The organism is Micromonospora thermarum, assembly GCF_012034245.1.
Classification (GTDB): domain Bacteria; phylum Actinomycetota; class Actinomycetes; order Mycobacteriales; family Micromonosporaceae; genus Micromonospora; species Micromonospora thermarum.
Window position 1 is genome coordinate 1 of sequence record NZ_JAATEO010000049.1, and the last position, 26,323, is coordinate 26,323.

The following is a 26,323-nucleotide window of genomic DNA, read 5'->3' on the forward strand; positions in this document are numbered from 1 at the left end:
CATCACCCTCGCCGAACACCTCGGCCTGCCCCTCGTCACCACCATCCACGCCACCGAGGCGGGCCGGCACCAGGGCTGGCTCCCCGGGGAGATGAACCGCACCATCCACGGCGTCGAGCACTGGCTGAGCAACGCCGCCACTCGGGTGATCACCTGCTCGGGTTACATGCGGGACCAGGTGACCACGTTGTTCGAGGTGCCGGCCGGTGACGTCGACGTGGTGCCCAACGGGGTCGACGACCGGGCCTGGCACGCCCGTCCGCGGGCGGTGGCCTCCGCCCGGGCCCGCTTCGCCGGGGACGGCCCGCTGATCGGGTACGCCGGCCGGCTGGTGTACGAGAAGGGCGTACAGCACCTGGTGCACGCCGTGCCGTACCTGCGCCGGCGGCATCCCGGGCTGCGGGTGCTCATCGCCGGCGACGGGCCGTACCGGGAGGAGCTGGTGGAGCAGGCCCAGGGGCTGCACCTGCACGACACGGTCCGCTTCGCCGGGTTCCTCGACTCGACGCAACTGCCGGCCGTGCTGGGCGCCACCGACGCGACCGTCGTGCCGAGTCTCTACGAGCCGTTCGGCATGGTGGCGCTGGAGGCGGCCGCGGCGGGCGCGCCATTGGCGGTGGCCGCGACCGGCGGGCTCGCCGAGATCGTCGAGCCGGGGGTCACCGGGGTGACGTTCCCGCACAGCGACCCGGACGCCCTCGCCGGGGCGGTCGACCATCTCCTCGCCGACGAGGTGTTCGCGCGGCGGGTGGCCCGCCGCGCCCGCGCCATGGTCGGCGAGCGGTACGGGTGGGCGACGATCGCGGCGCGCACCGCCGGGACGTACGCCGCGGCCCGCCGCGAGCACGCCCCGGCCGGGCGGCGGACCGCGACCCGGCTCGGCGAGCGCCGGCGCACCATCGAGATCCCCGACGGGAACCTCCTCGCGATGGGCGGCGCTGCCGGCTGACCGGCGGCCGGGAGAGCCGGACCGGGGCCTCCCGACCGCCGCCGAGCCACCGCGCCCCGGCGGACGGGCCGGCGGCGCGCCCGCTTCAGCGGATGGTCCCGCCCATCCCCTGGCCTAGGGTGTACGCCGGGCGGTGGATGGGAGCACTGTGGAGCGAGTGCTGATCGCCGGCCGGTACCGGCTACTGGAGATGGTCGGGCGCGGCGGCATGGGCCGGGTCTGGCGGGCCCACGACGAGGTGCTGCACCGCGAGGTCGCGGTCAAGCAGATCGTCCCGCCGGGCTGGCTGACCGGCGAGGAACGCGACGAGCTGCGGCTCCGCACACTGCGGGAGGCGCGCACGGCCGCGCGCATCGACCACCCCCACGTCGTCAAGGTGTACGACGTGGTGCCGGTGGGCGACAGCCCGTGGATCGTGATGGCGTACGTGCCGTCCCGGACCCTCCAGGACGTGCTGGACGACGACGGCCCGCTGCCGCCCGGACGCACCGCCGCGATCGGGCTGGACCTGCTCGCCGCCCTGAACGCCGCGCACACCTCGGGGGTGCTGCACCGGGACGTCAAGCCGGCCAACGTGCTGATCGCCCGCGACGGGCGGGCCCTGCTCACCGACTTCGGGCTGGCCGTCTTCGACGGCGGCGACGGGGCGATGACCCGGCCCGGGATGGTCCTCGGCTCACCGCAGTACGTGGCGCCGGAGCGCGCCGCCGAGGGGGTGTCGAGCGCGGCGGCGGACCTGTGGTCGCTCGGCGCGACGCTGTACGCGGCGGTGGAGGGGCGGTCCCCGTACGCCCGCAGCACCGCCATGGCCACGCTCAGCGCGCTGGCCGTCGCACCGCCGGACCCGGCCCCGAACGCCGGGCCGCTGGCCCCGGTGCTCGCCGGGCTGCTGTGCCGGGACCCCGGCGATCGCACCGACCACGACGAGACGCGGCGCCTGCTGACGGCCGCGGCGGAGTCGCCGGACCCGCGGGCGGTCGACGCCGTGGCGCCGGTCGCTCCGACCGGCGACGGCCGCACCGGCCCGGATCGTCACACCGCGCACCGGACCGCCGTCCGGCGGTGGGCGCTGGCGACGGCGGCGCTGCTGGTCGCCGCCGCCGCCGGGGTCGGGACGGCCCTGGCGGTGGCCGACGAGCCGCCGGAGCGTCCGGACCGGTCCCGGCCGGCCGACGGGCCGGGCCCCGACGACCGGAAGCACCGACCCGGGCCGGCACCGGGTGACCCCTGGGCCACCGCCGCCGGCGGCGGGTACGACGGCAGGCCGGACCACCCGAAGCCACCACCGCCCGGAGGGCGCGGCTTCCCGCCGCCGCCGTTCTCCTGCGTACGGCCCGAGGTGGTCGGCGAGCCCGTGGTCGCCACCGCCCCGCCCGCCGGGGAGACGTTCCGGCCGCCGCGCGGCTGGGCCTGGCACGCCGACACGCGCGGCTTCCGCATCGCCGTGCCGGCCGGCTGGCGCTACTCCGGGGACGGCAGCGTGGCCTGCTTCCAGGACCCGGCCACCGGACGCGCGTTGAGCGTCGCGACCACCGGCGACGGTTCCGCCGGAGCACTGGACCGGCTGCGCGCCGCCCGGGTGCGCGCGCTCGCGGCCGGCACCCTGCCCGGGTACGCCGAGTTCCGTCTCGGCGCGGCCGGTGCGGCGGCGGAGTGGGAGTGCGCGTGGGACACCCCGCACGGCAGCCGGCTGCGGGCCGTCCAGGTGGTGCTGGCGGCACCGGCCGCCGGCTGGACGATCGGCTGGATCACCCACGACGCCGACTGGGCGGCCGCGGCGGCGCAGTTCACCACCCTGCGGGCGAGCCTGCGCGCCCGCTGAGCGGACCGGCCACCGATCCGCCCGGATGAGAATTTCCACGCCGCTGACTATCGTGTGACACGGGGTGACCGAGGGGAACGCGAGAGTGCGGCAGGGGCTGATCGCGGGCCGGTACCGGCTGCTCGACCTGGTCGGTACCGGCGGAATGGGCCGGGTCTGGCTGGCCCGGGACGAGATGCTGCACCGCGACGTCGCGGTCAAGGAGGTCGTTCCGCCGAACTGGCTCGCCGAGGCCGAGCGGTACGAGGTGCGGCTGCGCTCGCTGCGGGAGGCGCGCACCGCCGCCCGCCTCGCCCACCCCAACGTCGTCCGCGTCTACGACGTGGTCCATGACGGCGACAGCCCGTGGATCGTGATGGAGTACGTACCGTCCCGCTCCCTGCAGCAGATCATCACCACCGACGGGCCGCTGAGCCCGCGCCGGACCGCCCGGATCGGGCTGGCGGTGCTGGCCGCGCTGCGGGCGGCGCACACGGCCGGTGTCCTGCACCGGGACGTCAAGCCGCACAACGTCCTCGTGGCCGACGACGGCCGGGTGGTGCTGACCGACTTCGGGTTGGCCACGTTCGACGGTGGCGACGGCGCGATGACCGGGCCCGGCATGGTGTTCGGTTCACCGCAGTTCGTGGCGCCCGAGCGGGCCCGCGCCGGGATCTCCGATCCGCGTACGGACCTGTGGTCGCTGGGCGCGACGCTCTACGCCGCCGTGGAGGGCCAGTCCCCGTACGCCCGGGCCACCGCGATGGCGACGCTGAGCGCGCTGGCCACCGAGCCGCCCGACCCGATGCGGCGGGCCGGCCCGCTGCGCCCGCTCCTGACCGGCCTGCTGCGACGCGACCCGTGGCGGCGGTTGACGGCGGCCGAGGCGGAGCCGCTGCTGCACGCCGCGGCGGCCGACCATGACCGGCCGGCCGGCCCGACGCCGCCGCCGGGTGCCGGTCGGCCGGGCCGGGCGGCGGCCGGCCCGACGTCGACCCCGGATCGGCCGGTGGGCGCCGGCCAAGGGGCAACGCCGACCGACCGGCCTGCCAGGGCCGTAGCCGGCCGGGGGGCAACGCCGGCCGACGGGCCTGCCGTCGGCCAGGGAGCAGCGCCGGCCGACGGACCCGCCGGTGCCGCAGTCGGCCGGACGGCAGAGCCGACGGCCGGACCCGCCGGGCCGGCAGCCTCGACGCACGCCCGCACCGGCAGGACGCCGATCCGCGTTGACGGCGCCCCGGCCCGGTCACCGGGGCGGCTCACGAGGGTCGCCCGACGGCGACGGTCGTGGATCGTCGTGGGCGCGGTGTTCCTGATGCTCGCCACGCTGGGCATCGGGCCGGCCCTGGTGACCGGGGACGGCGGCCGGCCGGACCCGGGGGCCGGTTCCGGTGGAGGCGTCGCACCGGAGCGGCCGGCCGCGTTCGCCTGCGCCACGCCACCCCCCGGCGCCGCCCCGGTGCCGTCGATGCCGCCGCCAACCGGCGCGCTGCGCCTGGTACGCGGCTGGACGTGGCACGTCGACCCGGAGGGCTGGCGGATCGCCGCGCCGGTGGCCTGGCTGCGCTGGACGGAAGGGACGGTGACCTGCTTCCGGGAGCCGGGCGGCGTCCGGATGCTCAGCGTCGAGGCCGGTCCGCGACGGCCCGACCCGGTGGGCTGGTGGCGGGCGGAGGAGCAGCGGCTCACCGGCGACGGCCTCCTCACGGACTACCGCCGGTTCCAGATCGCCCCGCTGGACATGTTCGACGGTGCCGCCGTGTGGGAGTGCGCCTGGGCCAACGCCGCCGGCGTACGCGTGCACACGGCACGGCTGCTGCTGAACGTGCCGACCGGGCGGGCGTACACGGTGTCCTGGTTGACCACGGAGTTCGACTGGGCGGTCAACAACGCGTACCTCCTGATGATCCGGCAGAGCTTCACGCCGCTGCCCTGACCGACGGATGTGAGCGGCCGGCCGCCACCCCGGAGGGTGCGGCGCTGAACTACAGTGACGTAGTTTCGGCGCTCAAGATCCCCGGGAAGGTGAGCGGACATGATGGGACCGTCGCACGCGCTGTCCGGCGCGGCGGTGTGGCTGGCCGGGTCCTGGGCGCTGGACCACTTCGCCGGCTACGAGCAGTCGCCGCTGGCAATCGCCGTCGGCACCGCGGTCTGCGCGGGCGGCGCGCTCTTCCCCGACCTCGACCTGTCCGGGAAGGTCACCCGCAACCAGGGCGGCGCCACCGTCGCCCGCACCTTCGGCGTCTTCTCGCTGTTCATCGCCGAGGTGATGGAGAAGGTGTCGCTGGGGGTCTACTACGCGACCAAGCTCAGCAAGGATCCCCGCCGCAGCAACGGCCACCGGACGCTGACCCACACCATCCCGTTCACCGTGCTGGTCGGCTGGGGCACCACCGCGCTGTGCGCCGCGTACGGCAAATGGGCCGTGATCGGCATCCTGTTCTTCATGTTCGGTCTCGCCCTGCGCGGCCTCTTCGACGAGTGGGCCGAGCGGGCCGGCTGGGTCGTCGTCACCCTGCTGTCGCTCGCGGCGGCGTGGTTCACCTTCGCCACCCTGCCCGGCGACCGCGGCTACCCCATGATCGGGCTGGCCGTCGGCGTCGGGAGCTTCGTGCACATCCTCGGTGACATGATCACCCGTGCCGGGGTGCCGATCCTGTGGCCCATCCCGATCAAGCGTCGGATGTGGACGATGGTCAGCCTGCCGGATTCGATCGCTCTCCGGGCCGGCAGCAAGACCGAGGTGGTCGTCGTCCGCGCCGCGCTCACCGTGATCGCGGTGCTCGCCGCCGTCGGGCTGGTCGCCCCCTCGGTGCTGCAACGCTTCGACATCGAGGTCTGACGGTGGCGCCGGAGGCCGACGACGCCGCCGTGCCCGCGTTCTGGCAGGGCCTCGGGCTGCCCGGCCTGGCCGACGTGCACGTGCACTTCCTCCCGCCGCGGCTGCTGCGCCGGGTGTGGGCGTACTTCGACGCGGCCGGCCCGCTGGTCGGCACCGAGTGGCCCATCCGGTACCGGTGGAGCGACGCCGAGCGGGTCGCGTACCTGCGGGGCCTGGGCGTCCGGACGTTCAGCGCCCTCGCGTACGCCCACAAGCCGGGCATGGCCACCGACCTGAACGAGTGGACGCTCGACTTCGCCCGCGCGACGCCGGGCTGCCTGCCGTCGGCGACGTTCTTCCCGGAGCCGGACGCCCCCCGGTACGTCGCCGACGCGCTCGCCGCCGGGGCGCGGGTGTTCAAGGTGCACGTGCAGGTGGGTGGGTTCACCCCGACCGACCCGCTGCTCGACCCCGTGTGGGGCCTGCTCGCCGACGCGGGCGTACCGGTGGTGGTGCATGCCGGGCACGCACCGGTGGGGACCACGCACACCGGGCCGGATCCGTTCGCGGCCGTGCTCGCCCGGCATCCCCGGCTCACCGCGGTGGTGGCGCACCTCGGCGCGCCCGACTACTCGGCGTTCCTCGACCTCGCCGAGCGGTACGAGCGCGTACGGCTCGACACCACGATGGCGTTCACCCCGTTCTTCGACCGGTTCGTGCCGTTCCCCGCCGACGAGCTTCCCCGGCTGCGCGAGCTGGGGCTCGCCGGCAAGGTGCTGCTCGGCAGCGACTTCCCGAACCTGCCCTACCCGTACGCGGAGCAGCTCGCCGGCCTGGCCCGGCTCGATCTGGGCGACGAGTGGCTGCGCGCGGTGTGCTGGGGCAACGCGGCCGGGCTGTTCGACCTGCCCGGCTGACTCAGACCCCGACCCGCTGCTCGGGCACGCTGAGGCCGTAGAGGGCCATCAGCTCGGGGCTGTCGACCCGGCTGCCGTCGGCCACCGCGTCGCAGGCGATGTCGACGATCTGGTCCTTGTGCGCCAGCAGGTACGGGCGGGCGCCGACGTCGGCGCTGGCCAGGGTGGCGATGCCGGACCAGTGCCGGCGGCCGAACAGCATCGGGTAGCCGCGCAGCCCGCCGTAGGTGGCGCAGACCAGCACGTCCGGGTACGGCAGCGCGGTCACCCGGCGGACCGCCGCGGCCGTCAGGCCGGGCATGTCGACCGGCACCACGACCACGGCCTCGATCCCGTCGTCGTCGATCGCCGCCAGCCCGGCGCGGATCGACGAGCCGACGCCCGTCCCCCAGGCCCGGTTGACCACCACGGTGGCACCGGTGAGATCCGCCGTCTCGCGCACCTGGTCGGCCGCGGCACCCAGCACGACCACGATCCGCTCGCAGCCCGCCTCCGTCATCGTGTCGATCATCCGGCTCACCAGGGGCTTCTCCCCCTGGTGCAGCAGGGCCTCCGGGCCGCCGATCCGGCGTCCCCCGCCCGCGGCGATGATCATTCCTGCGATCCGGTTCAGCGCTGCGCCCCCTCCACCGTGGAGCGGGCCGCGCCGCGTCGGCCCGGCCCGCTCCGTCGTACGGACATGAGGAGAAACGAGCATTCCGGGGTGGGGGTAGCGGGGCAAAAGGGAAAATTGTGGGCTAAGCCGCGTCGGCGTAGCAGTCCACGATCGACACGTCGAGCGGGAAGCGGACCGGCGTCTCGCCGAAGAGCAGGGCGGTGGCCCGCTCACCGGACCGGGTGACCGCCGCCGCGACCACGTCGGCTCGCTCCTTCGGGCAGTGCACGACCACCTCGTCGTGCTGGAAGAACACCAGCTCGCCAGCGGCGCCGGCCAGCTCGCCGCGGAGGGTGGCGAGCAGCGTCGACGCCCACTCCGCGGCGGTGGCCTGGATGACGAAGTTGCGGGTGAACCGCCCGCGCGAGCGGGCCCGCGCCGAGCGGTCGCCGCCGTCCGGCGCCGCCTCCTCCCCGTCGAGGCCCGCCGAGCCGGGTGGGCAGGTGCGGCCCAGCCAGGAGCGCACCAGGCCGCCGGTCTCGCCGGTGCGGGCGGCCGCCTCGACGTGCCCGAAGGCGGTCGGGTAGTTGCGCCGCAGCACCTCCAGGGCCGGCACCGCCGACCCGCCGGTCTGCCCGTACATCGCACCGAGCAGGGCCACCTTGGCGCGGGCCCGGTCACCGCCGAACGCGTCCCGGGCGAGCGCGGCGTAGAGGTCGCCCGATCCACCGGCGGCGGCGAGCCGGGCGTCGCCGGAGACCGCGGCGAGGACCCGTGGCTCCAACTGGCCGGCGTCGGCCACGACGAACGTCCAGCCCGGGTCGGCCACCACCGCGCGACGGATCACCTTGGGGATCTGCAACGCGCCGCCGCCCCGGGTGGCCCACCGGCCGGAGACCACGCCGCCGGGTACGTACTCCGGCCGGAACCGGCCGTCGCGCACCCACGCGTCGCGCCACGCCCAGCCGTGCGCCGTCCAGATCCGGTAGAGCTCCTTGTACTCCAGGACCAGCGGCACCGCCGGGTGGTCGACCCCGCGCAGCACCCAGGCCCGCGGGTTGGGCACCTCCACCCCCGCCCGGGCGAACGCCTTCACCAGCTCCGCCGGGGAGTCGGCGTGCAGGTGGCGTACGCCGAACGCGTCGGCGATGCGGGCCGTCAGCTCGGCGAGCCGCCGGGGCGGCCCGCCCACCGGGGACGGCTCGCCGAGCAACTCGGCGAGGACGGCATCGTGCACGTCGACGCGCCACGGCAGCCCGGCGGCACCCATCTCGACGGCGATCAGGGCGCCGGCCGACTCGGCGGCGACCAGGAGCCGGAACCGGCCGGGATGCCCGGTCGCCGCGATCCGGGCGAGCTGGTCGGCGTACACCCGGGTCAGGGCCTCGATGCCGGGGCCCGGCGGACCCGGCAGCGACTCGAAGAGCGCATCCTGGCCGTGACCGGGCGGCTCGGCCGCGCGTGGCGGCGGGTCCGACGGCACCGGCGCACCGGTGAGCCGCGCCCAGGCGGCGGCCAGCGAGCGGGGCTCACCCCAGCGGCCGGCGTGCCCGAGCAGCAGCGCCTCGGTCAGCTCGACGTCGTGGCAGCGGTCGACGCGCACCCCGGCGCGCAGCAGCGCCGGATAGGTCGTCGCGCCGGACGCCCACACCCAGCGCGGGCGGTCGGCCCGCTCCCGGGCAGCGACGGCGGCGGCCAGATCGGCGACCGGCTCGGGCGGCGCGGCCGGCCGCCCGGCGGCGTCGAGGGATTGCAGGACTCCCCCGCCGACCTCGTCCGCCACCATCGCCACCAGCACGAACGCGATTCTGCCTCGCCGGTGTGACACTCCCCCACGGACCTCAGACGAGTCGCTGGAGGCGCGCCCTGGGCTGCTCGTTGGCGAGGTGGCACTCCTTGTGCTGGCGGACCTGCTCGTCCCAGACGTCCTGGTCGTAGTCGGGGTCGGGCGGGATCCACCGATGCGACCCGTCGCTGTAGTGGAACTTCTCGTCCCCACGCCGCAGGATGCTCACCGCAGCCAGCCGAGGAAGCGGCGATGCAGCGTGCCGGCCGGAGCCCAGGACAGGTCCTCGGACGCCCGGACCAGCTGCGCCCCCAGGTACAGGGCCAGGGAGACCGGGGCGTCCGCGTACTCCGCCCGCAGCTCACGCCGCCGGGTCGCGCAGGGCCAGGGGGCTCCACACCCGCCACAGGTCCAGATCGGCAGCACCGGCCCGTGGGTGGTCACTGTCTCCACCCACCGAGCCGTGCAGTCAACGTTCGCGCAGGCAGACCGCTCTGCCACCGGACCGGCCAGCACGGGTACAGATTCACTGCCGCCCGCCCACCGCCCCTCATCGCAGCTCGCGGCGCCAACGCCGGTCGGGCAACGCCCGCGTCGTGTCCTCCAACGGCACCCGGTCCGCCTCGGCCTGCGCCAACAGTCGTCGCTTCGCGGCCTCGCGCTCGGCTGCTTCGACCTTCTCGCCGCGATTTGATCGCGGATCATGGTCTGCCGTACCCATGTCGACCTCCCGAAGGGCGCGCTCCGCAGGGAACGCGCCGTCAGAGGCGGCAGGATTCAGCCGGACGCCCGCCGACTCTCCGCCACCCTTGCCGGGGGTGACGTTAGGTAACCGTTTGAACACTTAGGGGTACACGGCGTACCCGGTGACATGGCGTACCTATTCGACGACGCCTGCCCGGCGGGCCAGCGCGACCGCCTCTGCCCGGACAGAGGCCGGAGCCTCCTTGGTCAACCGGACCAACATGTCCTGCGCTGCAGGCGAGTAACGGACGGTTTCAGGTGAGGTCGTCTCGGCGCGGCCCAGCAGGTGCAACGTGGCCTCCGGAGCGCTCTCCAGGTCAGCCGACCGGGCCAGCTCGACGTAGTGCCGGCTCCGCCGCTCGGTGGACGGAATCGACATCGGGTCCAGCGCATGGGCCCGCCGCTGAGCCTCGTCCGGGTCCCCCAGGTCAACGGCGCACATGACGGCGTACACGTCCACCAACGGCCGGGAGACTCTGGTGCGCAGACCCACGAACCCCTCGGGCAACGCTCGCTGCACAACCTGGCGGGCGGCGTCCCACTCCGACCAGGCCCCCTGATCGCCGGTACGGGCGCGGGTCAACGCCGCGCAGAGATGAAGGTCGGCCAACATCTCCGCGTACTCGGTGCCACCGTCAGCCACCCGTGGCTCAATCAGGCCGCGAACCTCCCGCAGGCGTTCCAGCGCCTCGTCACCCCGGCCGACGGCCCGCAGCAGGTGAGCGGCGTACCAAATGGATTGCGCGATGGCCAATGGATCATCCGCATCCAGGGCGGCCGCCATTCCCCGGTCCACCGTCAGCCAGCACAGTTCCCGATCACCATGCCAGGCCAGATAAGCCTGGGCGAGGTGGTACGCCTGGGCGAGCAGCGCGAGGCTGACCCGTCGTGCCTCGCCGGTGTGCAGACGAGCGGCTCGCTGAGTGCTGTCGATCAGACCCGGCAGGACCGCGCCCGCTTCGGTTCGCTGATGACGGGACGTGTGCCAGGTTTGCCAGGCAGAGTCGACAGCGCCACGAAGGTACTCCGTCGACTCCGGCTCACCCGCGAGAGTGACATGCCAGGCGGTCAGCGCTCGACGTACCTCATCGACGGCGGGATGACTCGGTCGGCCATCGAGCGACAGCGTCACGGTCGGCCCGAACAGGTCGGCCAGGTCGCGTACGCCGAGGTGGGGCGCGAGTTGTTGAGCGGCCCGCAGGGTAAGGGCACGCCGCCCGTTCTCGATGAACTTCACGGTGGTCGGGCTGAGGCCGGCGAGCCCGGCGAGGCGTTCCCGGGAGAGACCGGCAACTCGACGAAGCCGCTCGACACGCTGACCTGGTGTGGGTTGCTCGGGCTGGACCACGGAGATCACCTACCGTTCGGGTACATCATGTACCCATGACGGTACGCATGACGGCCTCGGCAGACCAGAGGCCGCGTGTCGGACCTGGCGTAGGGATCCGCCAGGTCAGCCTCCTCAACCACCCGTAAGGCCGGACGTTGGATCGACGACGTTCGCGGAACCTCTCGGCACAGCCGTGCCGATCCTTGAGCACGGCACCGATCCAGCGGCACATCCGCTTGTGCCAAATGAGTGCGTCGACTCAAGGTGAAGGTTGCACGAGGACACCTGAGTCCATTCCAAGTGCCGCGTCACCCTGTAACGGTCGACGGCGCCGACTGCGGGCAGCGCCTCGTCGTACTCCACAAACGACCGGACACCGTCGAACCGCACGGCATACTGCGATGTGTCGGGACGATGCCTGTCACGGCACCCGAGACCACCGATCCAACAGAAGAACGCTCCGGGCCGCGGCGGCCGGACGCGACCGCTGAGACGGCGAAGGTGGCCGTCCCCGTGGAACGGCCACCTTTCGCAAACGCGCGAGTCGACGTCCGGTTACTTGCCGACGCCGGCGGTGAGGCCGGACTGCACCTGACGCTGGAAGACGATGTACACGATCAGCACCGGCAGCATCGCCATCGTGACGCCGGCGAAGAGGCCCGACCAGTCGGACTTGTAGCCCTGGTTGACCGACAGCTCGATCAGGCCCTGGGCGATGACCTGGTTCTTCGGCTCACCGGCCACCGACTGCATGAGCAGCGTCGGCAGGTACCACTGGTTCCACTGGCCGAGGACGTTGAAGATGCCGATGCTGATCAGGCCGGGCTTGGCCATCGGCAGCATGACGCTGAAGAACAGCCGGGTGTGCGAGGCGCCGTCGACCAGGCCGGCCTCGGCGATCGCGTTCGGCAGGGTCCGGAAGAACGAGTGCATGAAGAAGACCGTGAACGACAGCGACCAGGCCACGTACACCAGGATCAGCATGACGTGCTTGTTCGGCCCGAGCAGCGGGAGCACGACGCCGGTGTTGTAGACCCCCTTGAACAGCGGGACGGCGGCGAGGTAGATCGGCAGCGTCAGCCCGGACAGGAACATCCAGTAGATCAGCCGGTTGCCGGGGAACTCGTAGCGTGCCAGGGCGTACGCGGCCATCGAGCCGAGCAGCATGGTGAGGAAGACACTGCCGACGAGCACCAGCAACGTGTTCAGGAAGAAGCTGTCGATGCCCGCCGTCCAGGCGCGGGCGAAGTTGTCCCACTGCAGTGACGCCGGGAACAACGACAGCGGTTTGCGGATCACCTCGGCGTCGGTCTTCAGGGCGGACATGACCACCCACAGGAGCGGGTAGACGACCATGATCGCCCACACCACGAGGAACAGGTGCGAGAAGCCGTTGAAGATCCGTGCGCCGACGCCGTTGGCGGCGGACTCGGCCACCGGGCCGGGCGTGGTGCCGGCCGGCGGGGGCGGGGTGGGCCGGGCCCGGCCGGAGGTGTGGGTCACCGTACTCATCGTCCAGGCCTCCTCAGTACTCGATCCGCTCACGGCGGGTGATCCGGAGTTGGAGAGCGGCCAGCAGGATCGTGAAGATCGCCAGCGAAACGGCGATCGCGCAGGCGTAGCCGAACTGGCCCTTCTGGAACGCGTTGAAGTTGATCACCGACGCGAAGATCTCGCTGGCGTGGTTCGGCCCGCCCTGACTGGGCGTCATGACGTAGACCAGGGCGAACATGTCCAGGGCGATGAAGCCCAGGTAGACCCAGGCGACCGAGACGGTGTCCCGCAGCAGCGGCAGGGTGATCCGGAAGAACGTGTGGAACCGGCCGGCGCCGTCGAGGATCGCCGCCTCGTAGACGTCCTTCGGGATGGACTGCATCGCCGCGGAGAACAGCACCATGTAGAACCCGGCGCCGCTCCACACCGCGATCAGCAGCAGCCACCACAGCACCGCCGGGACACCGAGGAAGGGCTCCGGGTCGTTGGTGAAGGCGATCGGGTTGTCGGCGTCGACCAGCCCGATCTTGATGAGCAGGCCGTTGATCAGGCCCTGGCCGTCCGCCCGGTAGATCTGCTGCCACATCACCGCGATGACGACCAGGGACAGCACCTGCGGGAAGAAGAAGATGACCTTGTAGAGGCCGGAGCCGAAGACCCCTCGGATGCCGGCCCTGTCCTCGCGTCCGCCCACGTTGAGCAGGAACGCGAGGAGCAGGGCCAGCGCGATCGTGAACAGCGGCACGGTGACCAGGAAGAACACGTTGTGCCAGAACGCCTTCCTGATCAGCTCGTCGGAGAGCAGCCGGACGTAGTTGTCCAGCCCGACGAACTGCTGCCGATCGGAGTAGCCACCCCAGTCGGTCAGCGAGTACCCGGCGGCCTGCGCGAAGGGCCAGACCACATAGAAGAGGTAGAGCGCGACGGGCAGGGCCAGGAAGCCCGTGACGAAACGCGCGACACCGTGCCGCATTGGACTCACTCTTTCCGTTGGGATCAGGCGGTACGGGTCTGCTTCTTGATCGACGAGTCCTTGGCGACCTTGTCGGCGGCCGCCTGCATCTTGTCGACGAACTGCTGGGCGGTCAGGCGACCGGCCATCAGCTCCTCGGAGAGGTTCTGGCTCTCCTTGTCCAGGTCGGCGTAGAAGTCCCAGATCTTGACCGAGATCAGGTCCGGGCCCGCGTTCTTCATGAGCGCGTTCGCGGACGCCAGAGCCGAGTCCTGGACGTTGTCGCCGGAGCCCTTGGTGGAGGCCAGCGACTTGGTCAGCTCGGCGAACTTGGCCGAGCCGGCCTTGGACAGGATCGCGCGCAGGAACTCCTTCGCGGCCTCCTTGTTGGGGGCCTTGCTGGGGACCACGAAGCCCTCACCGGAGCCGGCGTACACGTCCTTCGCCGCCTTGTCGCCGGGGTTGCTCCAGTAGTCCGACAGCGTCAGCTCGAAGCCCGGCGGGATGGTGGCCGACATCTCGTTCTTCAGCCAGGTGCCGACCTGGATGAACGCCGCCTTGCCGTCGAGCCAGGCCTGCTGCGACTGGGTGTGGTCGAGCTTGCCCGGCAGGAGCAGCTTGTCCTTGACGAGCTTCTCCCACGGCTCGAGCGCCTTGAGGACACCGTCGGCCTTCCAGGCGTTGTCCTTGAGGTTGTCGATGTCGACGACCGCCTGCTTGCCGGCGGACTTCCAGATGCCCGCCATGAGCGCCCAGCGGGGGTAGTACCCGTGCACCGCGTCGTGCACGTACGGCGCCATGCCCTTCGCCTTGATCTTCGGCGCGAGCGCGAAGAACTCGTCCCAGGTCGTCGGGGCCTGCCAGCCCTCCCGCTTGAAGAGGGCCGCGTTGTACCAGTTGCCCCACACCGTGTACGCCACGTTCACGACGTAGAACTTGCCGTTCTGGGTGCCGTCGGAGACGGTGCCCGGCAGCAGCGTGTCGGCCACCGTGCCCTCGCCGTCCCACGCGGGCGCGGTGAGCAGGTCGTCGAGCGGCTCGATGGCACCCTCGTTGATCAGCGTGCTGCGGTCCATGCTGTCCGCACCCGAGTTCATGACCAGGTCGCTCGGCTGCGTCGCCATCTTCGGCTGCTCTTCGGTCTTGATCTTCTGGGTGGAGCTCATGTTGACCGTGATGTTCGGGTGCTTGGCCTTGAAGATGGCCATGTCTTCCTTGGCCCACTGGTCGCCGAGGCCGCCGTTGAAGACGACGACCTTGACGGCGCTGCCGTCCTTGACGCCGAACGGGTTGTCCTTGCTCTTCGCGCCGCCGGTGTCGTCGTTCTTGGCCGGCTCGCTGCCGGCGCAGGCGCTGAGCAGACCGGCGGCCGGGGTGACCAGCAGACCCGCGGCCGCGGCGCGACGCAGCAGGGTCCGACGGTTGAGATCGGGGGAAACGGACATGATGCGACTCTCCTTGGGATTCGGTCAGGCGGTCCGCCGGAGGCGCCCGGCGTACCGCGACTCGAGGGCGTGGTTGTGCTCGTCCCCGCCGGGGACGTTGGCGGAGAGGTAGATAGGGGGTACCTCGCCGGCCTGGTGGAACCGTCGTACGACCTCGGCGGTCAGCAGCTGCGCCAGCAGCGCCGCGGTGACCGAGGAGACCGCACAGACCGCGCCGCCGCCCTCGAGCGGCAGCAGTGCGTCGCCGTACGGCGCGCCGTTGTCCAGCACGACGTCGGCGATGTCGGCGAGCCGGTGCCCGGACGGGTGCCGAGGGGCGACCCGCGCCGTGTGCTCGACCGAGGTGACCGCGATCAACGGGTGACCGCGCCCGGTGACCAGCGTCGCCAGCTCGACCACCGAGCCGTTGATGCCGGACTGGGACGCCACCACGAACACGTCCTGCGGCTGCGGGGCCGCGAGGGCGTAGATCTGGTGGGCGATGGAGGGGTCGCGCTCCAGCTTCGGATCGGCGAGCACGTCGCGCGGCGCGTCCCCGTGCAGCACCAGGTCGTGGATGGAGAGCCGGTTGGTGGGGACCAGCCCGCCGGCCCGGGCGACCAGTTCCGCGGCGAACGCCTCCGAGTGCCCCGCCCCGAAGGCCTGGAGGACGCCGCCGGCGCGGAGGCTGTCGGCGATCAGGTCGGCGGCGGAGGCGAGCGCGTCGGTGCTGGAGTCGACCAGCCGGTCGAGCACCGGCCGGACCGCGTCGGCGTACCGCTGGGCGCTGATCATGAGGCGGTCCCCTCAGAGGCTGTCGGGACGCCCCGCTGCGGCTGCGGCGGGCCCAGCCGCCGACGGGCGGCGTTGGAGGGCGGGCCGGATACAGCACCGGTATCCGGCCCGCCCTCCGCCTTGCCGGATCGCCCGCTGGACTCCGCCTCGCTCGCCCCGGGGCTTCCCGACAGCCTCTTGGCGGCCTTGTGCCCGTCGACGGCCTGGGCGGTACGCCGGAAGGCCGCGTGGGCGCGGTCGTGGGTGCGCTGCGCGACGGCGATGTAGAGCAGGTCGAGCACGACGAGCTGGGGGTGCCGGGCGGACAGCGCGTCGGGGCGGAAGGTGGTGGCCTGGCTGGCCGTGAGCAGCACGATGTCGGCCAGCTCGGCCAGGGGCGAGCGCGGGAAGCCGGTCACGGCGACGGTCGTCGCGCCCCGGCTGCCGGCCTCCGCGAGCATCTCGATGGTCTCCCGGGTCTGACCGCTGTGCGAGACGCCGAGCGCGACGTCGCCGGAGCGCAGCAGGGCCGCCGAGGCAAGACCCTCGTGGACGTCGTTCCAGGCCCAGGCGGCGACCCCGATGCGGTGCAGCATGAACTGCATCTCCTCGCCGACCAGGGCGCTGCCGCTGGCGCCGAAGATGTTCACCCGGCTCGCGCCCGCGATGGCCACCGCGGCCCGCTCCACCTCGGCGAGGTCGAGCAGCGCGGCGGTGTCGTGCATGGCCCGGGTGTCGGCGGCGATGATCTGGTCGAGCACCCGGCGGAGGGGGTCGCTGGGCTGGATCTCGCGCCCGATGTCGACGGTCCACCCGGCCGACCGGGCCCGGCCGGTCTCGGCGGCGATACCGAGCCGCAGGTCCGCGTACCCCTCGAAGCCCATCGCCCGGCAGAAGCGGGTGATGGTGGCCGGGGAGGTGCCGCTGCGCTCGGCCAGTTCCACGATCGTCGCGCGGGCGGCGGCCTCCGGGTCGCTGAGCACGTGCTCGGCGACCCGCCGCAGCGCTCCGGTCAACTCGCCGGCGCCGGCCCGGACGCGGGCCAGCACGCCGTCGGCGGCGACCCCGGCGCCCCGCCGGTCGAACCCGTCGGCGTCGACCACCGCGGTCCCCGCGGCGGTGTCCACCTCGTGATCAACCATCGGACGCCCTTTCGAAAAGACTGTTAACTGTTAGTGGTAAAAGTTCTTACTGAAGGGCCCTTCGTGTCAAGACCGTGGGCGAAGTTTTCAAACTGTTACCTGGCGCACAGCCCGGGAGGGGCGCCCTCGCCTTGCCCGGCGCCTCCCGGCCGACCAGCATGAACGCGACATTCGATCAAGGAGGTGGGCGGGTGTCCGGCACCGTCGTGGTCGGTCTCGACGTCGGGGGTACGTCCACCCGGGCGACCGCCGTGACCCTGGACGGGGAACGGCTCGGCACCGGCCGGGCCGGCGGCGGCAACCCGACCAGCCACGGCGCCGAGGCGGCCGCCCGCGAACTGCGCAGCGCCCTGCTCGCCGCGCTCAGCGGAGTCGACCCGGCACGGGTGCGCGCCGGCGTCATCGGGCTGGCCGGGGCGGGCCGACTGCTCGCCGACCCGGACGGCCGGGCCGCCTTCGACCGGGCCTGGCACGACGCCGGGCTGCGCTGCCCGTACGCGGTGCACGGCGACGCGCTGGTCGCGTACGCGTCGGGCACCGCCGCACCGGACGGGACGATCCTGATCGCCGGCACCGGGGCGATCGCGGCACAGGTCCGCGACCTGCGGCTGGACCGGGTGGCCGACGGGCACGGCTGGCTGCTCGGCGACGCCGGCTCGGGCTTCTGGCTGGGGCGGGAGGCGGTCCGCCGGGTGCTCGCCGACCTGGACCGGGGCGAGACGCCCGGCCCGCTCGGCACCGCCGTTCTGCGCGACCTGCTCGGCTCGGCCGAGGTCGCGCCCCGGTCCCGGGACACGGTCGACACCCTGATCCAGGCGGTCACCCGACGCCCGCCGGTGGAACTGGCGCGGCTGGCGCCCCTGGTGGTGACGGCGGCCGTCGACGGCGAGCCGGTCGCGCGCGGGCTCGTCGACGAGGCCGCGGGCCATCTGGCGGCGAGCGCCGCCCGGATCCGCCCGGCCGGCGCCACCACGCCGATCGTGCTCGGCGGCGGCCTGCTGACCGGTGACACGCCGCTCGCGGCGGCCGTCCGGGCGGAGGTGCGGCGACACTGGCCGGAGGCGCCGGTCCGCCTCGCCGGGGACGGGGCGGCCGCAGCGGCCTGGCTCGCCGCCCGGGACCTGCCCGAGGTCACCGACCCGGAGGCGCTGCACGCCCGCCTGGTCCCCACCCGCTGAGCGCCGAGGTCACGCTCGAACGTGGATGTAGTGGCCTCCTGCCGCGCGGGAGGCCACTACATCACGGATCGAGCAGGATCACGCATCTGACGCGGCGGCCAGCCCTCGCTACTTGAGCTGGCCGGCGGTCAGGCCGGTCTGGATCTGGCGCTGGAAGGCGATGTACACCACCAGCACCGGCAGCGTCGCGATGGTCAGACCGGCGAAGAGGCCGCTGTAGTCGCCCTGGTAGCCCTGGCTGACCGCGAGCGCGGCGAGCCCCTGGGCCAGCACCCACTTGGAGTCGTCGCCCTGCATCAGCACCTGCGGCAGGATGAACTGGTTCCAGTGGCTGAGGAAGTTGAAGATCGCAATACTGATCAATCCCGGTCGCGCCATCGGCAGCATCACCCGGAAGAAGAGCCGGAAGTGACCGCACCCGTCCATCAGCGCCGCCTCGGCGACCGCGGTCGGCAGGGTCCGGAAGAAGGCGGTCAGGAAGAACACCGTGAACGGCAGCGAGTAGGCTGCGTACACCAGCATCAGACCGGTCCAGGTGCCGAAGAGACCGGCGTTGCGCACCACGAAGAAGAGCGGCACGAGGGCCAGGAATACGGGGAACATCATCCCGCCGACGAACAGGTAGTAGAAGACCTGCCGGCCGGGGAACTCGTACCGGGCGAACACGTAGGCCGCCGTGGCGCCCAGCAGCATGGTCAGGGTGAGCGAGCCGGCCACCACGATGGCGCTGTTCAGGAAGTACTGGCCGATGTGCGCCTCGGTCCAGGCACGCGCCCAGTTCTCGAACCGCAACGCGCCCGGCAGCCCCCACGGGTCGGCCAGGATCTCCGCGTCGCTCTTGAACGAGCTGAGGAACATCCAGAGCAGCGGCAGCACGGTCAACGCGCCCCAGAACACCAGGAACCCGTGCGAGAAGACGTTGGCGCCGCCGGTCTCCCGGCGCAGCTTCCGGACCTCCGGCGCCGACCGGTCCCCGGCGGCGGTGCCGTCGGACGCGGGCTTGTCGAGAATGGTCACGAGTACTCGATCCGATCACGTCGAGCGGCCCGCAGTGCCAGCACCGCCACCGACAGGGTGAGGAAGAACAGCACCACGCCGATGGCCGAGGCGTAGCCGAACCTGTTCTCGCTGCCGAACGCCGTCTCGTACATCCGAAGGCCGATGACGTCGGAGGAGAAGTTGGGGCCGCCGTTGGTCATCTGCTGGATCAGGATGAACCCGTCCAACGCCGCGATCGCCAGGTAGATCCAGGCCACCTGCACCGTGTCCCACAGCAGCGGGATGGTGATCTTCCGCAGGGTGGTCCAGCGGGACGCCCCGTCGAGCATCACCGCCTCGTAGATGTCCCGCGGGATGGCCGACATGGCCGCGCCGAAGAGCACCACGTAGAAGCCCACGTTGCTCCAGACCATCACCGCCAGCACGCACCAGAAGGCCGTACGCGGGTCGCCGAGCCAGGTCGGGGTGGGCAGGCCGACGGCGCCCAGCGCGCCGTTGAGCAGCCCGCTGTTGGGGTGGTAGACCTCCCGCCAGAGCAGGGCGATGATGACCACCGAGAGCACCTGCGGGAAGAAGTAGACCATCCGGTAGACCGAGGTGCCACGGACGCCGGTCACCCCGGCCCGGCCCTTGCGACCGCCCATGGCGAGCATGGTGGCGAAGAAGAGACCCAACCCGATGGTCAGCACCGGCACCACGGCCAGCAGCCACGCGTTGTTCTTCAACGCGTTCCACACCCGACCGTCGTCCAGCAGCCGCTCGAAGTTGGCCAGCCCGACGGGATCGGCCTCGGCCGAGTAGCCGAGCCAGTCGGTGGTCGAGATCTGGAAGGCCTGCAGGTACGGCGAGATCACGAAGATGCCGTAGAGCAGCAGCGGCGGCACCAGGAACGTGACGATCAGCGGGTACTTGCCGTGTCTCACGAGAAGGTCCTACTCCCGAAGGCGGTGCGCCGGTGGGGACGGATGATGCCGTCCCCACCGGCCGGATGTCAGGCGGCCCGCTTGTACTTCTTGATCGAGCTGTCCTGGGCGATCGAGTCGGCGCCCTTCTGGCACTGGTCGAGGAACTCGGCCGGGCCGATCCGGCCGCTGAAGAACTCGCCGCACGCGGCGTCGACGAGTTCCCGCTCCAGCTTCCGGTAGTAGTTGTTGTAGACCCAGTTGAAGCCGGTGCTGCCGGAGGCGTCCAGCGCCTTGACCACGGTGCCGAGGCCGAACGGCAGCTCGACGCCCTCGGTGGAGCCGGCCACCACGGTCAGGCTGGAGACCTTCCGGGTGAAGTCCTGGGCGCCCTTCTTCGACAGCATGATCCGGAAGTACTCCAGGCCGCCGGCGACGTTCTTCGCCTTCGCCGGCACCATGAAGGGCTCACCGGCGGTGCCGCGGATCGCCTCGAACGGCAGCTTGTCGCCGCTGCCCAGGCTCGGCGTCGGCTGGATGGTCATGTTGAAGCCCTCGGGCGTCACCTTCTTCTGCTCGCTCTCCAGCCAGGAGCCGCAGGAGATGAAGGCGGCCTTGCCCTGGCACCACGCGGTCTGCGACTGGACGTGGTCGAGGCCCGGCGAGCCGTCCAGGATGTACTTGTCCTTGACGATCTGGTGCCACGCGTCCGCGGCGGCCTTCATCGCGTCGGACTTCCACGCGTTCGGCTCGAGGTTGTCGATGGCGGAGGCGACGGACGGCCCGCCGAACTTGATGGCGGTGGCGATCAGCGGCCAGCTCATGTAGCGGGGGTGCTTGCCGGCGTACGTCCACGGCGCGATCCCGGCCGCCTTGATCTGCTTGCACAGCGCGATGTGCTCGTCCCAGGTCTTCGCGTACTGCCAGCCCCGGTCGGCGAAGAGCTTGGTGGAGTGCCAGATGCCGTACGCGGTGTAGGTGTAGTTCAACACCAGGAACCTGCCGTCGTACGAGCCGACCTCGACCGCGCCGGGCAGCAGCGTGTCCTTGACGGTCTTGCCGGGGACGTCGAGGCTCGGCGCGTTGAGCAGCTCGCCGAGGTCGGCGATGGCGTTCTGGGAGACCAGCCCGTTGAAGTCGATCTGGCCGGCGCCGGAGTTGTTCACCACGTCCGGCGGGGTGCCGTCGACGAAGCGCGGCTGGAGCGTCTTGTTGATCTCCTGGGTGGCGGAGTGCTTGATCGTCGACTTCGGGTACTTCTCGGTGTACATGGCCTCGTGGGCCTTCGCGTACTCCTCGCCGAAGCCGCCGTTGAAGATCACCACCTCCAGCGGGGCGTCCTCCTTGACCCCGAGCGGGTTCTGCTCGGTCTTGGTGCCCTGGTAGGTGCCGCCGTCGCCCTCGTCACCGCCACCACCGGTGGCGCAGCCGGCGAGCAGGCCGGCGGCCGGAGTGGCCAGGAGGCCGGCGGTGGCGGTCCGCCGCAGGATGTCACGCCTGTTCATCATCGCTCCTCGGATCGGGTCTCCGGCGGCCACCGGGCAAGGGGGGTGGTGGGTCGCCGCGCGAGGCAGGGGGAATTTGTCTTCAGTTAGACGAATATTGCTGAAGAATTTCTACGACAGGAGCGGCCGGACTTCAAGACCCGAAGACCGAACCGTTACCACCCCGGGTCGCCTACGCTTGCGGCCATGGGCCGACTGCGCCGGCTCGCCGAGGCCACGCCGGCGGGCCGGAACCGCTACGTCGACCTGCTCCGGGCCTTGGCGATCGTCATGGTCGTTCTCGGTCACTGGGCGGTCGCCAGCATCGGCTACGACGAGGCCGGGCAGCCCACCGGCCGCTCCGCGCTGCCCGAGCTGCCGTGGGCGTACCCGCTCACCTGGGTGGTCCAGGTCATGCCGGTGTTCTTCCTCGTCGGCGGGTACGCGAACGCCGCCTCCCTGACCTCCCACCGCCGTCGGGGCGGTGACGCCACCGGGTGGCTGCTCGGCCGCAGCGCCCGCCTGCTGCGGCCGACGACCGTGCTGGTGGTCGTGCTCGCCGCCGCGGCCCTGGTCGCCCGACTACTCGGTGCCGAGCCGGCGCTGGTCCGGGCGGTCGTCTGGTTCGCCACCATCCCGCTGTGGTTCCTCGCCGCGTACCTGGCCGTGGTGCCGCTCACCCCGGTGATGCATCCGCTGCACCGGCGCTACGGGCTCCTCGTGCCGCTCGCGCTGGCCGCCCTGGTGGCCCTGGGCGACCTCGGCCGAGGGCTCGGCCCGGCCGAGGCGGCCCTGCCGAACTACCTGTTCGGCTGGCTGGCCGTGCACCAGCTCGGCTTCGCCTGGTACGACGCCTGCCACGGCCCGTCCGACGGGCCCGCCCGGCCACCCGACACCTCGGTGAGCCCCGAGCCGCAGAACCGGGGCGAGCGGCGAGGGCTGCGGTCGCGCCGGCTGCCGCTGTCCCGGCGGGCCGGGTGGACGGCGCTGCTCGGCGGGCTCACGGCGGCGGTGCTGCTCACCTGGCCCGGCCCGTACCCGGTCAGCATGATCAACGTGCCCGGCGAGCGGTTGGACAACGCGGCACCCCCCAGCCTGGCGCTGCTCGCGCTGACCACCGCGCAGATCGGGTTGATCCTGCTGCTGCGTCACCGCGCGGAGCGCTGGCTGGGTCGCGACCGGCCCTGGATGGCGGTGATCGCCGTCAACGCCGTGGTGCTGACCGTCTTCCTGTGGCACCTGACCGCGACGATCCTGCTGGTCGGCGCGCTGGACGCGGTCGGACTGCTGCCGACCCCGGCGCCCGGCTCCGCCGCCTGGGCGGCCTGGCGACTGCCGTGGGTGCTGATGCTGGCGGTGGTGCTCGCCGTCCTGGTCGCCGTCTTCGGCCCGGTGGAGGCCCGCACCGGCCGGCCGCCGGCGGCCCGTGGCCCCGGGCCGTCGGCCGGAGGCGGACCGGGCCGCCGGTGGCGGGCCGCCGGCCGCGCCACGCTCGCCGCCGCCGGTTTCGCCGCCGTGGTGTACGCGCTGGTCGACAACGCGGTCACCCCGCGCTCCGCCCCGGAGCCGTTCGGGCTGCCCGCCTTGGCGCTGGTGGCGTACCTGGCCGGGGCGGGCGTCCTACGGCTGCTCAGGTCTGGGTGGGGAAGCCGAGGTTGACCCCGCCGTGGCGGGGGTCCAGCCAGCGGCTGGTGACCACCTTGCCCCGGGTGAAGAACCGCACCCCGTCCTCACCGTGGGCGTGCAGGTCCCCGAAGAGGGAGGACTTCCAGCCGCCGAAGGAGTAGTACGCCATCGGCACCGGGATCGGCACGTTGACCCCGACCATGCCCACCTCCACCTCGTGCTGGTAGCGCCGGGCCGCGCCGCCGTCGTTGGTGAAGATCGCCGTGCCGTTGCCGTACGGGTTGGCGTTCACGAGGTCGACCGCCTCGTCGTACGAGCCGACGCGGACCACGGACAGCACCGGCCCGAAGATCTCGTCGGTGTAGATCGACATGTCCGGGGTGACGCGGTCGAACAGAGTCGGCCCGAGCCAGAAACCGCTCGCGTCGCCGTCCGGCTCGACGTCCCGGCCGTCGACCACCGGCACCGCGCCGGCCGCCACGCCCGCCTCGACGTACGACCGGACCCGCTCGGCGTGCGCTGCGGTGACGAGCGGGCCCATGTCGCAGCCGCGCCGGCCGTCACCGGTGCGCAGTCCGGCCATCCGCTCGGCGATCTTGGCGACCAGGGCGTCGGCGACCGGCTCGACCGCGACCAGGGCGGAGATCGCCATGCACCGCTCCCCCGCCGACCCGAAGCCGGCGTTGACGGCGGCGTCGGCGGCCAGGTCCAGGTCGGCGTCGGGCAGCACCACCATGTGGTTCTTCGCCCCGCCGAGCGCCTGCACCCGCTTGCCGGCCATCGAGCCGCGCTGGTAGACGTACCGGGCGATCGGGGTGGAGCCGACGAACGACACCGCCCTCACCGCCGGGTGGTCCAGCAGGGCGTCGACGGCCTCCTTGTCGCCGTTGACGACGTTGAACACCCCGTCGGGCAGGCCGGCCTCGGCGAACCACTCGGCCAGCAGCAGCGCCGCGCTCGGGTCCTTCTCGCTGGGCTTCAGCACCACCGCGTTGCCGGCGGCGACCGCCACCGGGACGAACCACAGCGGCACCATCACCGGGAAGTTGAACGGGCTGATCACCGCGACCACGCCGAGCGGCTGCCGGATCGAGTACGAGTCGACCTCGGTGGAAACGTTCTCGCTGAACCCGCCCCGCAGCGCCGACGGGACGCCGCAGGCGTACTCGATGACCTCCAGCCCGCGCTGCACCTCGCCGGCGGCGTCGGCGAGCACCTTGCCGTGCTCGGCGGTGATGACCTCGGCCAGCCGGTCCCGCCGGGCGTGGACCAGCTCCCGGAAGGCGAACAGCACGGACGTCCGCTTCGCCAGGGAGGCGTCCCGCCAGGACCGCGCGGCGCGCTCGGCGGCCTCGACCGCCGCCGCGACGTCCGCGGCGGAGGCCAACTCCACCTCCCCGGTACGCCGACCGGTGGCCGGGTCGAAGACGTCGCCGCGTCGCGCGGACGCGCCCACGACGCGCTTGCCGTCGACGAAGTGCCCGATCAGGTTCACCGGCTCACTCCTCGCGCTCACCGGGCCACCGCCTCGGCGACGCCGGAGCGGATGGCGTCGACCAGGATGGCGAGCCCCTCGCGGGCCTCGTCCTCGGTCAGGGTGAGCGGCGGACCCATCCGCAGCACGTTGCCGTACAGGCCGCCCTTGCCGGCGAGCAGGCCGCCGGCCCGGCACGCCTCGAAGACGCGCGTGGTCAGAGCCGGATCCGGCTCGCCCGTACCCGGCCGGACGAACTCGACGCCGAGCATCAGGCCCTTGCCGCGTACCTCGGCGACCTCGGGTAGGTCGCCCACCGCGGCGCGCAGGCCGTCGGCGAGGATCGCGCCGACGCGGGCCGCGTTGGCCTGGAGGTCATGGTCGAGCAGATAGTCCAGGACGGCGTTGCCCGCCGCCGTCGAGACCGGGTTGCCGCCGAACGTGGAGAAGCTGATGGCCGGCACCGACTCGACCACCTCGGCCCGGCCGACGACACCGGCGAGGGCGAATCCGTTGCCGACGCCCTTGGCGAAGGTGAGCAGGTCCGGCGTGACACCGTGGGCCTGGTATCCCCAGAAGTGCTCGCCGGTGCGCCCCCAACCGGTCTGCACCTCGTCGGAGACGAGCAGGATGCCGTGCTCGTCGAGCACCTTCTTCCAGGCGGCGAACAGCCCGTCCGGGCCGTGCACGAAGCCGCCGACGCCCTGGATCGGCTCGGCGATCAGGCACGCCACGTCACCGGCGGTCTGCGTGGCCAGCACCTCGCGCAGGTCCTCCACCGCCGCGTCGATCCGGTCCGCCTCGGGCAGCCGGGCGAGCAGGCCGCGCAGCCGCTCGCCGGAGTGCAGCCACGCCACCTGCAACGGGTTCAACGGGCTGGCCGACCAGCCGCGGTTGCCGGTGACGCCCATCGCCGCGTACGACCGGCCGTGGTAGCTGTTGCGGACGGCCAGGATCTGGTGCGAGCGGCGGTGGTTGGTGGCCATCAGCAGCGCCGCCTCGTTGGCCTCGGTGCCCGAGTTGGTGAAGAAGACCCGCGCGTCCGGGATGCCGGAGAGCCGGGCCACCTTCTCGGCCAGCTCCACCTGCTGCCGGATCAGGTAGAGGGTGGAGGTGTGCACGATGCCGGTGCGGAGCTGACGTTCCACCGCCTCCCGGATCTCCGGGATGTCGTAGCCGATCATGTTGGTCAGCACCCCGCCGAAGAAGTCCAGATAGGTGCGCCCCTGGGCGTCGGTGACCCGGCGGCCTTCGCCGGAGACCAGTTCGATCGGCTCGGCGTAGTAGAGCGGCATCCAGGACGGGAGCACGGCCCGGTGCCGGGCCAGCAGGTCGTCGGCGGTCATCGTGGCACCTCTCAGCGGCGTTCGCGGTTACCGCACGCTCTCATTCGGGCCGAGCGAGGGACAACTGTCACTGTGTAGCGCACGATCCCCGACGACCTGACAGCGCGTCAACGGATTCCCGTGCCGTCTACGCCTGGGGGTGCACGTTCCCTTGCCGGGGCGGCTCTCGGCCACGAAATCCGTTGGGTGCCTGTCTCGTCCGCCAACGACGGTTCGGCGCCCGGTCCGGGAAGCCGCGGCCCCTGGAGGGGCCCCATCTTCCAGGATCTCCGTCCGTGCGTGGCGCGTGACCTGACCCCGTATGTCCGGATCGGCGTTCCACCTCAACCCCGATGTCCGGTTCGGGCGGGGGCCCGGGTCGGAATCCTGGCGGGGGTGCGGGCGTTACATCACCTGGACGATCGAGCAGGGCCGCCCTCGGCGGCGGGTGCGCGGCCCCGGAATGACGGCGGCCGGCCGGTCGTTACATCTGGACCCGACACCACGAGGCACCCCCGGACGTGGTCGCTGGGATCTCCCCCAAGTTCTGTGAGCGCCGGACGGTGCTCGCGTCACCATGCCCGACCCCCTGCGGCGGGTGGC

General features: G+C 72.5%; 22 protein-coding genes and 1 pseudogene. 7 read left to right on the top strand and 16 right to left on the bottom strand.

Annotated elements, in window-relative coordinates:
* From HCJ94_RS27715 to HCJ94_RS27735, 5 genes are all read left to right on the top strand, one after another.
* A partial coding sequence (locus tag HCJ94_RS27715; protein WP_168003965.1) for a glycosyltransferase family 4 protein occupies positions 1-949 on the top strand: 949 nt, incomplete at its 5' end.
* Between the two features lie 148 nt (positions 950-1,097).
* Positions 1,098-2,771, top strand: a complete 1,674-nt coding sequence (locus tag HCJ94_RS27720; protein ID WP_168003966.1) for a serine/threonine-protein kinase — start codon at positions 1,098-1,100, stop codon at positions 2,769-2,771.
* 64 nt (positions 2,772-2,835) lie between these two features.
* On the top strand, positions 2,836-4,686 hold the full coding sequence (locus HCJ94_RS29745) for a serine/threonine-protein kinase (protein WP_309227465.1): 1,851 nt from the start codon (positions 2,836-2,838) through the stop codon (positions 4,684-4,686).
* 99 nt (positions 4,687-4,785) lie between these two features.
* Positions 4,786-5,595 carry a metal-dependent hydrolase gene (locus tag HCJ94_RS27730; protein WP_168003967.1) on the top strand — a complete coding sequence of 270 codons (810 nt, stop codon included), beginning with the start codon at positions 4,786-4,788 and terminating at the stop codon, positions 5,593-5,595.
* The gene (locus HCJ94_RS27735) at positions 5,592-6,491 is read left to right on the top strand and encodes an amidohydrolase family protein (protein ID WP_168003985.1); all 900 of its coding nucleotides are present in this window, start codon (positions 5,592-5,594) and stop codon (positions 6,489-6,491) included. The genes HCJ94_RS27730 and HCJ94_RS27735 overlap by 4 nt, the downstream gene beginning before the upstream one ends.
* A gap of 1 nt (position 6,492) precedes the next feature.
* Here the strand turns inward: HCJ94_RS27735 and HCJ94_RS27740 are convergent, their stop codons facing one another.
* The 11 genes and pseudogenes from HCJ94_RS27740 to HCJ94_RS27790 form a co-directional block, all read right to left on the bottom strand.
* Positions 6,493-7,086, bottom strand: a complete 594-nt coding sequence (locus tag HCJ94_RS27740) for a nucleotidyltransferase family protein (RefSeq protein WP_168003968.1) — start codon at positions 7,084-7,086, stop codon at positions 6,493-6,495.
* A gap of 142 nt (positions 7,087-7,228) precedes the next feature.
* Positions 7,229-8,914, bottom strand: coding sequence for a bifunctional 3'-5' exonuclease/DNA polymerase (locus HCJ94_RS27745; protein WP_168003969.1), 1,686 nt, complete (start codon positions 8,912-8,914; stop codon positions 7,229-7,231).
* Positions 8,915-8,927: 13 nt separating this feature from the next.
* Positions 8,928-9,101: a hypothetical protein gene (locus HCJ94_RS27750; RefSeq protein WP_168003970.1), complete on the bottom strand. Its 174-nt coding sequence runs from the start codon at positions 9,099-9,101 to the stop codon at positions 8,928-8,930.
* Entirely contained in the window at positions 9,098-9,316 is a 219-nt protein-coding gene (locus tag HCJ94_RS27755) for a hypothetical protein (protein ID WP_168003971.1), read from the bottom strand. The genes HCJ94_RS27750 and HCJ94_RS27755 overlap by 4 nt, the downstream gene beginning before the upstream one ends.
* Positions 9,317-9,422: 106 nt before the next feature.
* Positions 9,423-9,593 (bottom strand): hypothetical protein, encoded by a 171-nt coding sequence (locus HCJ94_RS27760; RefSeq protein ID WP_168003972.1) that lies wholly within the window; start codon positions 9,591-9,593, stop codon positions 9,423-9,425.
* 159 nt (positions 9,594-9,752) lie between these two features.
* Complete coding sequence (locus HCJ94_RS27765) at positions 9,753-10,964, bottom strand: helix-turn-helix transcriptional regulator (protein ID WP_168003973.1); 1,212 nt, start codon at positions 10,962-10,964, stop codon at positions 9,753-9,755.
* A gap of 537 nt (positions 10,965-11,501) precedes the next feature.
* On the bottom strand, positions 11,502-12,458 hold the full coding sequence (locus tag HCJ94_RS27770; RefSeq protein WP_168003974.1) for a carbohydrate ABC transporter permease: 957 nt from the start codon (positions 12,456-12,458) through the stop codon (positions 11,502-11,504).
* A 13-nt stretch (positions 12,459-12,471) separates the two neighbouring features.
* Positions 12,472-13,413 (bottom strand): carbohydrate ABC transporter permease, encoded by a 942-nt coding sequence (locus tag HCJ94_RS27775; protein ID WP_168003975.1) that lies wholly within the window; start codon positions 13,411-13,413, stop codon positions 12,472-12,474.
* Positions 13,414-13,436: 23 nt separating this feature from the next.
* A complete protein-coding gene (gene ngcE, locus HCJ94_RS27780; RefSeq protein ID WP_168003976.1) occupies positions 13,437-14,837 on the bottom strand; it encodes an N-acetylglucosamine/diacetylchitobiose ABC transporter substrate-binding protein in 1,401 nt (466 codons plus the stop codon).
* Positions 14,838-14,861: 24 nt separating this feature from the next.
* Positions 14,862-15,611, bottom strand: a complete 750-nt coding sequence (locus tag HCJ94_RS27785) for a sugar isomerase domain-containing protein (protein WP_168003977.1) — start codon at positions 15,609-15,611, stop codon at positions 14,862-14,864.
* A 176-nt stretch (positions 15,612-15,787) separates the two neighbouring features.
* A pseudogene (locus tag HCJ94_RS27790) lies at positions 15,788-16,732 on the bottom strand (MurR/RpiR family transcriptional regulator); the annotation flags it as partial.
* Positions 16,733-16,923: 191 nt separating this feature from the next.
* Here HCJ94_RS27790 and HCJ94_RS27795 point away from each other — a divergent pair.
* On the top strand, positions 16,924-17,910 hold the full coding sequence (locus HCJ94_RS27795; protein WP_168003978.1) for an N-acetylglucosamine kinase: 987 nt from the start codon (positions 16,924-16,926) through the stop codon (positions 17,908-17,910).
* A gap of 108 nt (positions 17,911-18,018) precedes the next feature.
* On the opposite strand, the gene HCJ94_RS27800 is transcribed toward HCJ94_RS27795, so the two are convergent.
* The 3 genes from HCJ94_RS27800 to ngcE (HCJ94_RS27810) form a co-directional block, all read right to left on the bottom strand.
* The gene (locus HCJ94_RS27800) at positions 18,019-18,927 is read right to left on the bottom strand and encodes a carbohydrate ABC transporter permease (protein WP_168003979.1); all 909 of its coding nucleotides are present in this window, start codon (positions 18,925-18,927) and stop codon (positions 18,019-18,021) included.
* Entirely contained in the window at positions 18,924-19,832 is a 909-nt protein-coding gene (locus tag HCJ94_RS27805; protein ID WP_168003980.1) for a carbohydrate ABC transporter permease, read from the bottom strand. The genes HCJ94_RS27800 and HCJ94_RS27805 overlap by 4 nt, the downstream gene beginning before the upstream one ends.
* A gap of 68 nt (positions 19,833-19,900) precedes the next feature.
* Positions 19,901-21,316, bottom strand: coding sequence for an N-acetylglucosamine/diacetylchitobiose ABC transporter substrate-binding protein (gene ngcE, locus HCJ94_RS27810; RefSeq protein ID WP_168003981.1), 1,416 nt, complete (start codon positions 21,314-21,316; stop codon positions 19,901-19,903).
* A 186-nt stretch (positions 21,317-21,502) separates the two neighbouring features.
* Between ngcE (HCJ94_RS27810) and HCJ94_RS27815 the strand changes: the two genes are divergently transcribed.
* The gene (locus HCJ94_RS27815) at positions 21,503-22,954 is read left to right on the top strand and encodes an acyltransferase family protein (RefSeq protein ID WP_168003982.1); all 1,452 of its coding nucleotides are present in this window, start codon (positions 21,503-21,505) and stop codon (positions 22,952-22,954) included.
* Here the strand turns inward: HCJ94_RS27815 and HCJ94_RS27820 are convergent.
* Both HCJ94_RS27820 and HCJ94_RS27825 read right to left on the bottom strand, forming a co-directional pair.
* The gene (locus HCJ94_RS27820) at positions 22,926-24,416 is read right to left on the bottom strand and encodes a CoA-acylating methylmalonate-semialdehyde dehydrogenase (RefSeq protein ID WP_168003983.1); all 1,491 of its coding nucleotides are present in this window, start codon (positions 24,414-24,416) and stop codon (positions 22,926-22,928) included. The two genes, HCJ94_RS27815 and HCJ94_RS27820, sit on opposite strands and share 29 nt — an antisense overlap.
* Before the next feature lie 17 nt (positions 24,417-24,433).
* Positions 24,434-25,741, bottom strand: coding sequence for an aspartate aminotransferase family protein (locus HCJ94_RS27825; RefSeq protein ID WP_168003984.1), 1,308 nt, complete (start codon positions 25,739-25,741; stop codon positions 24,434-24,436).
* Positions 25,742-26,323: the final 582 nt, after the last annotated feature.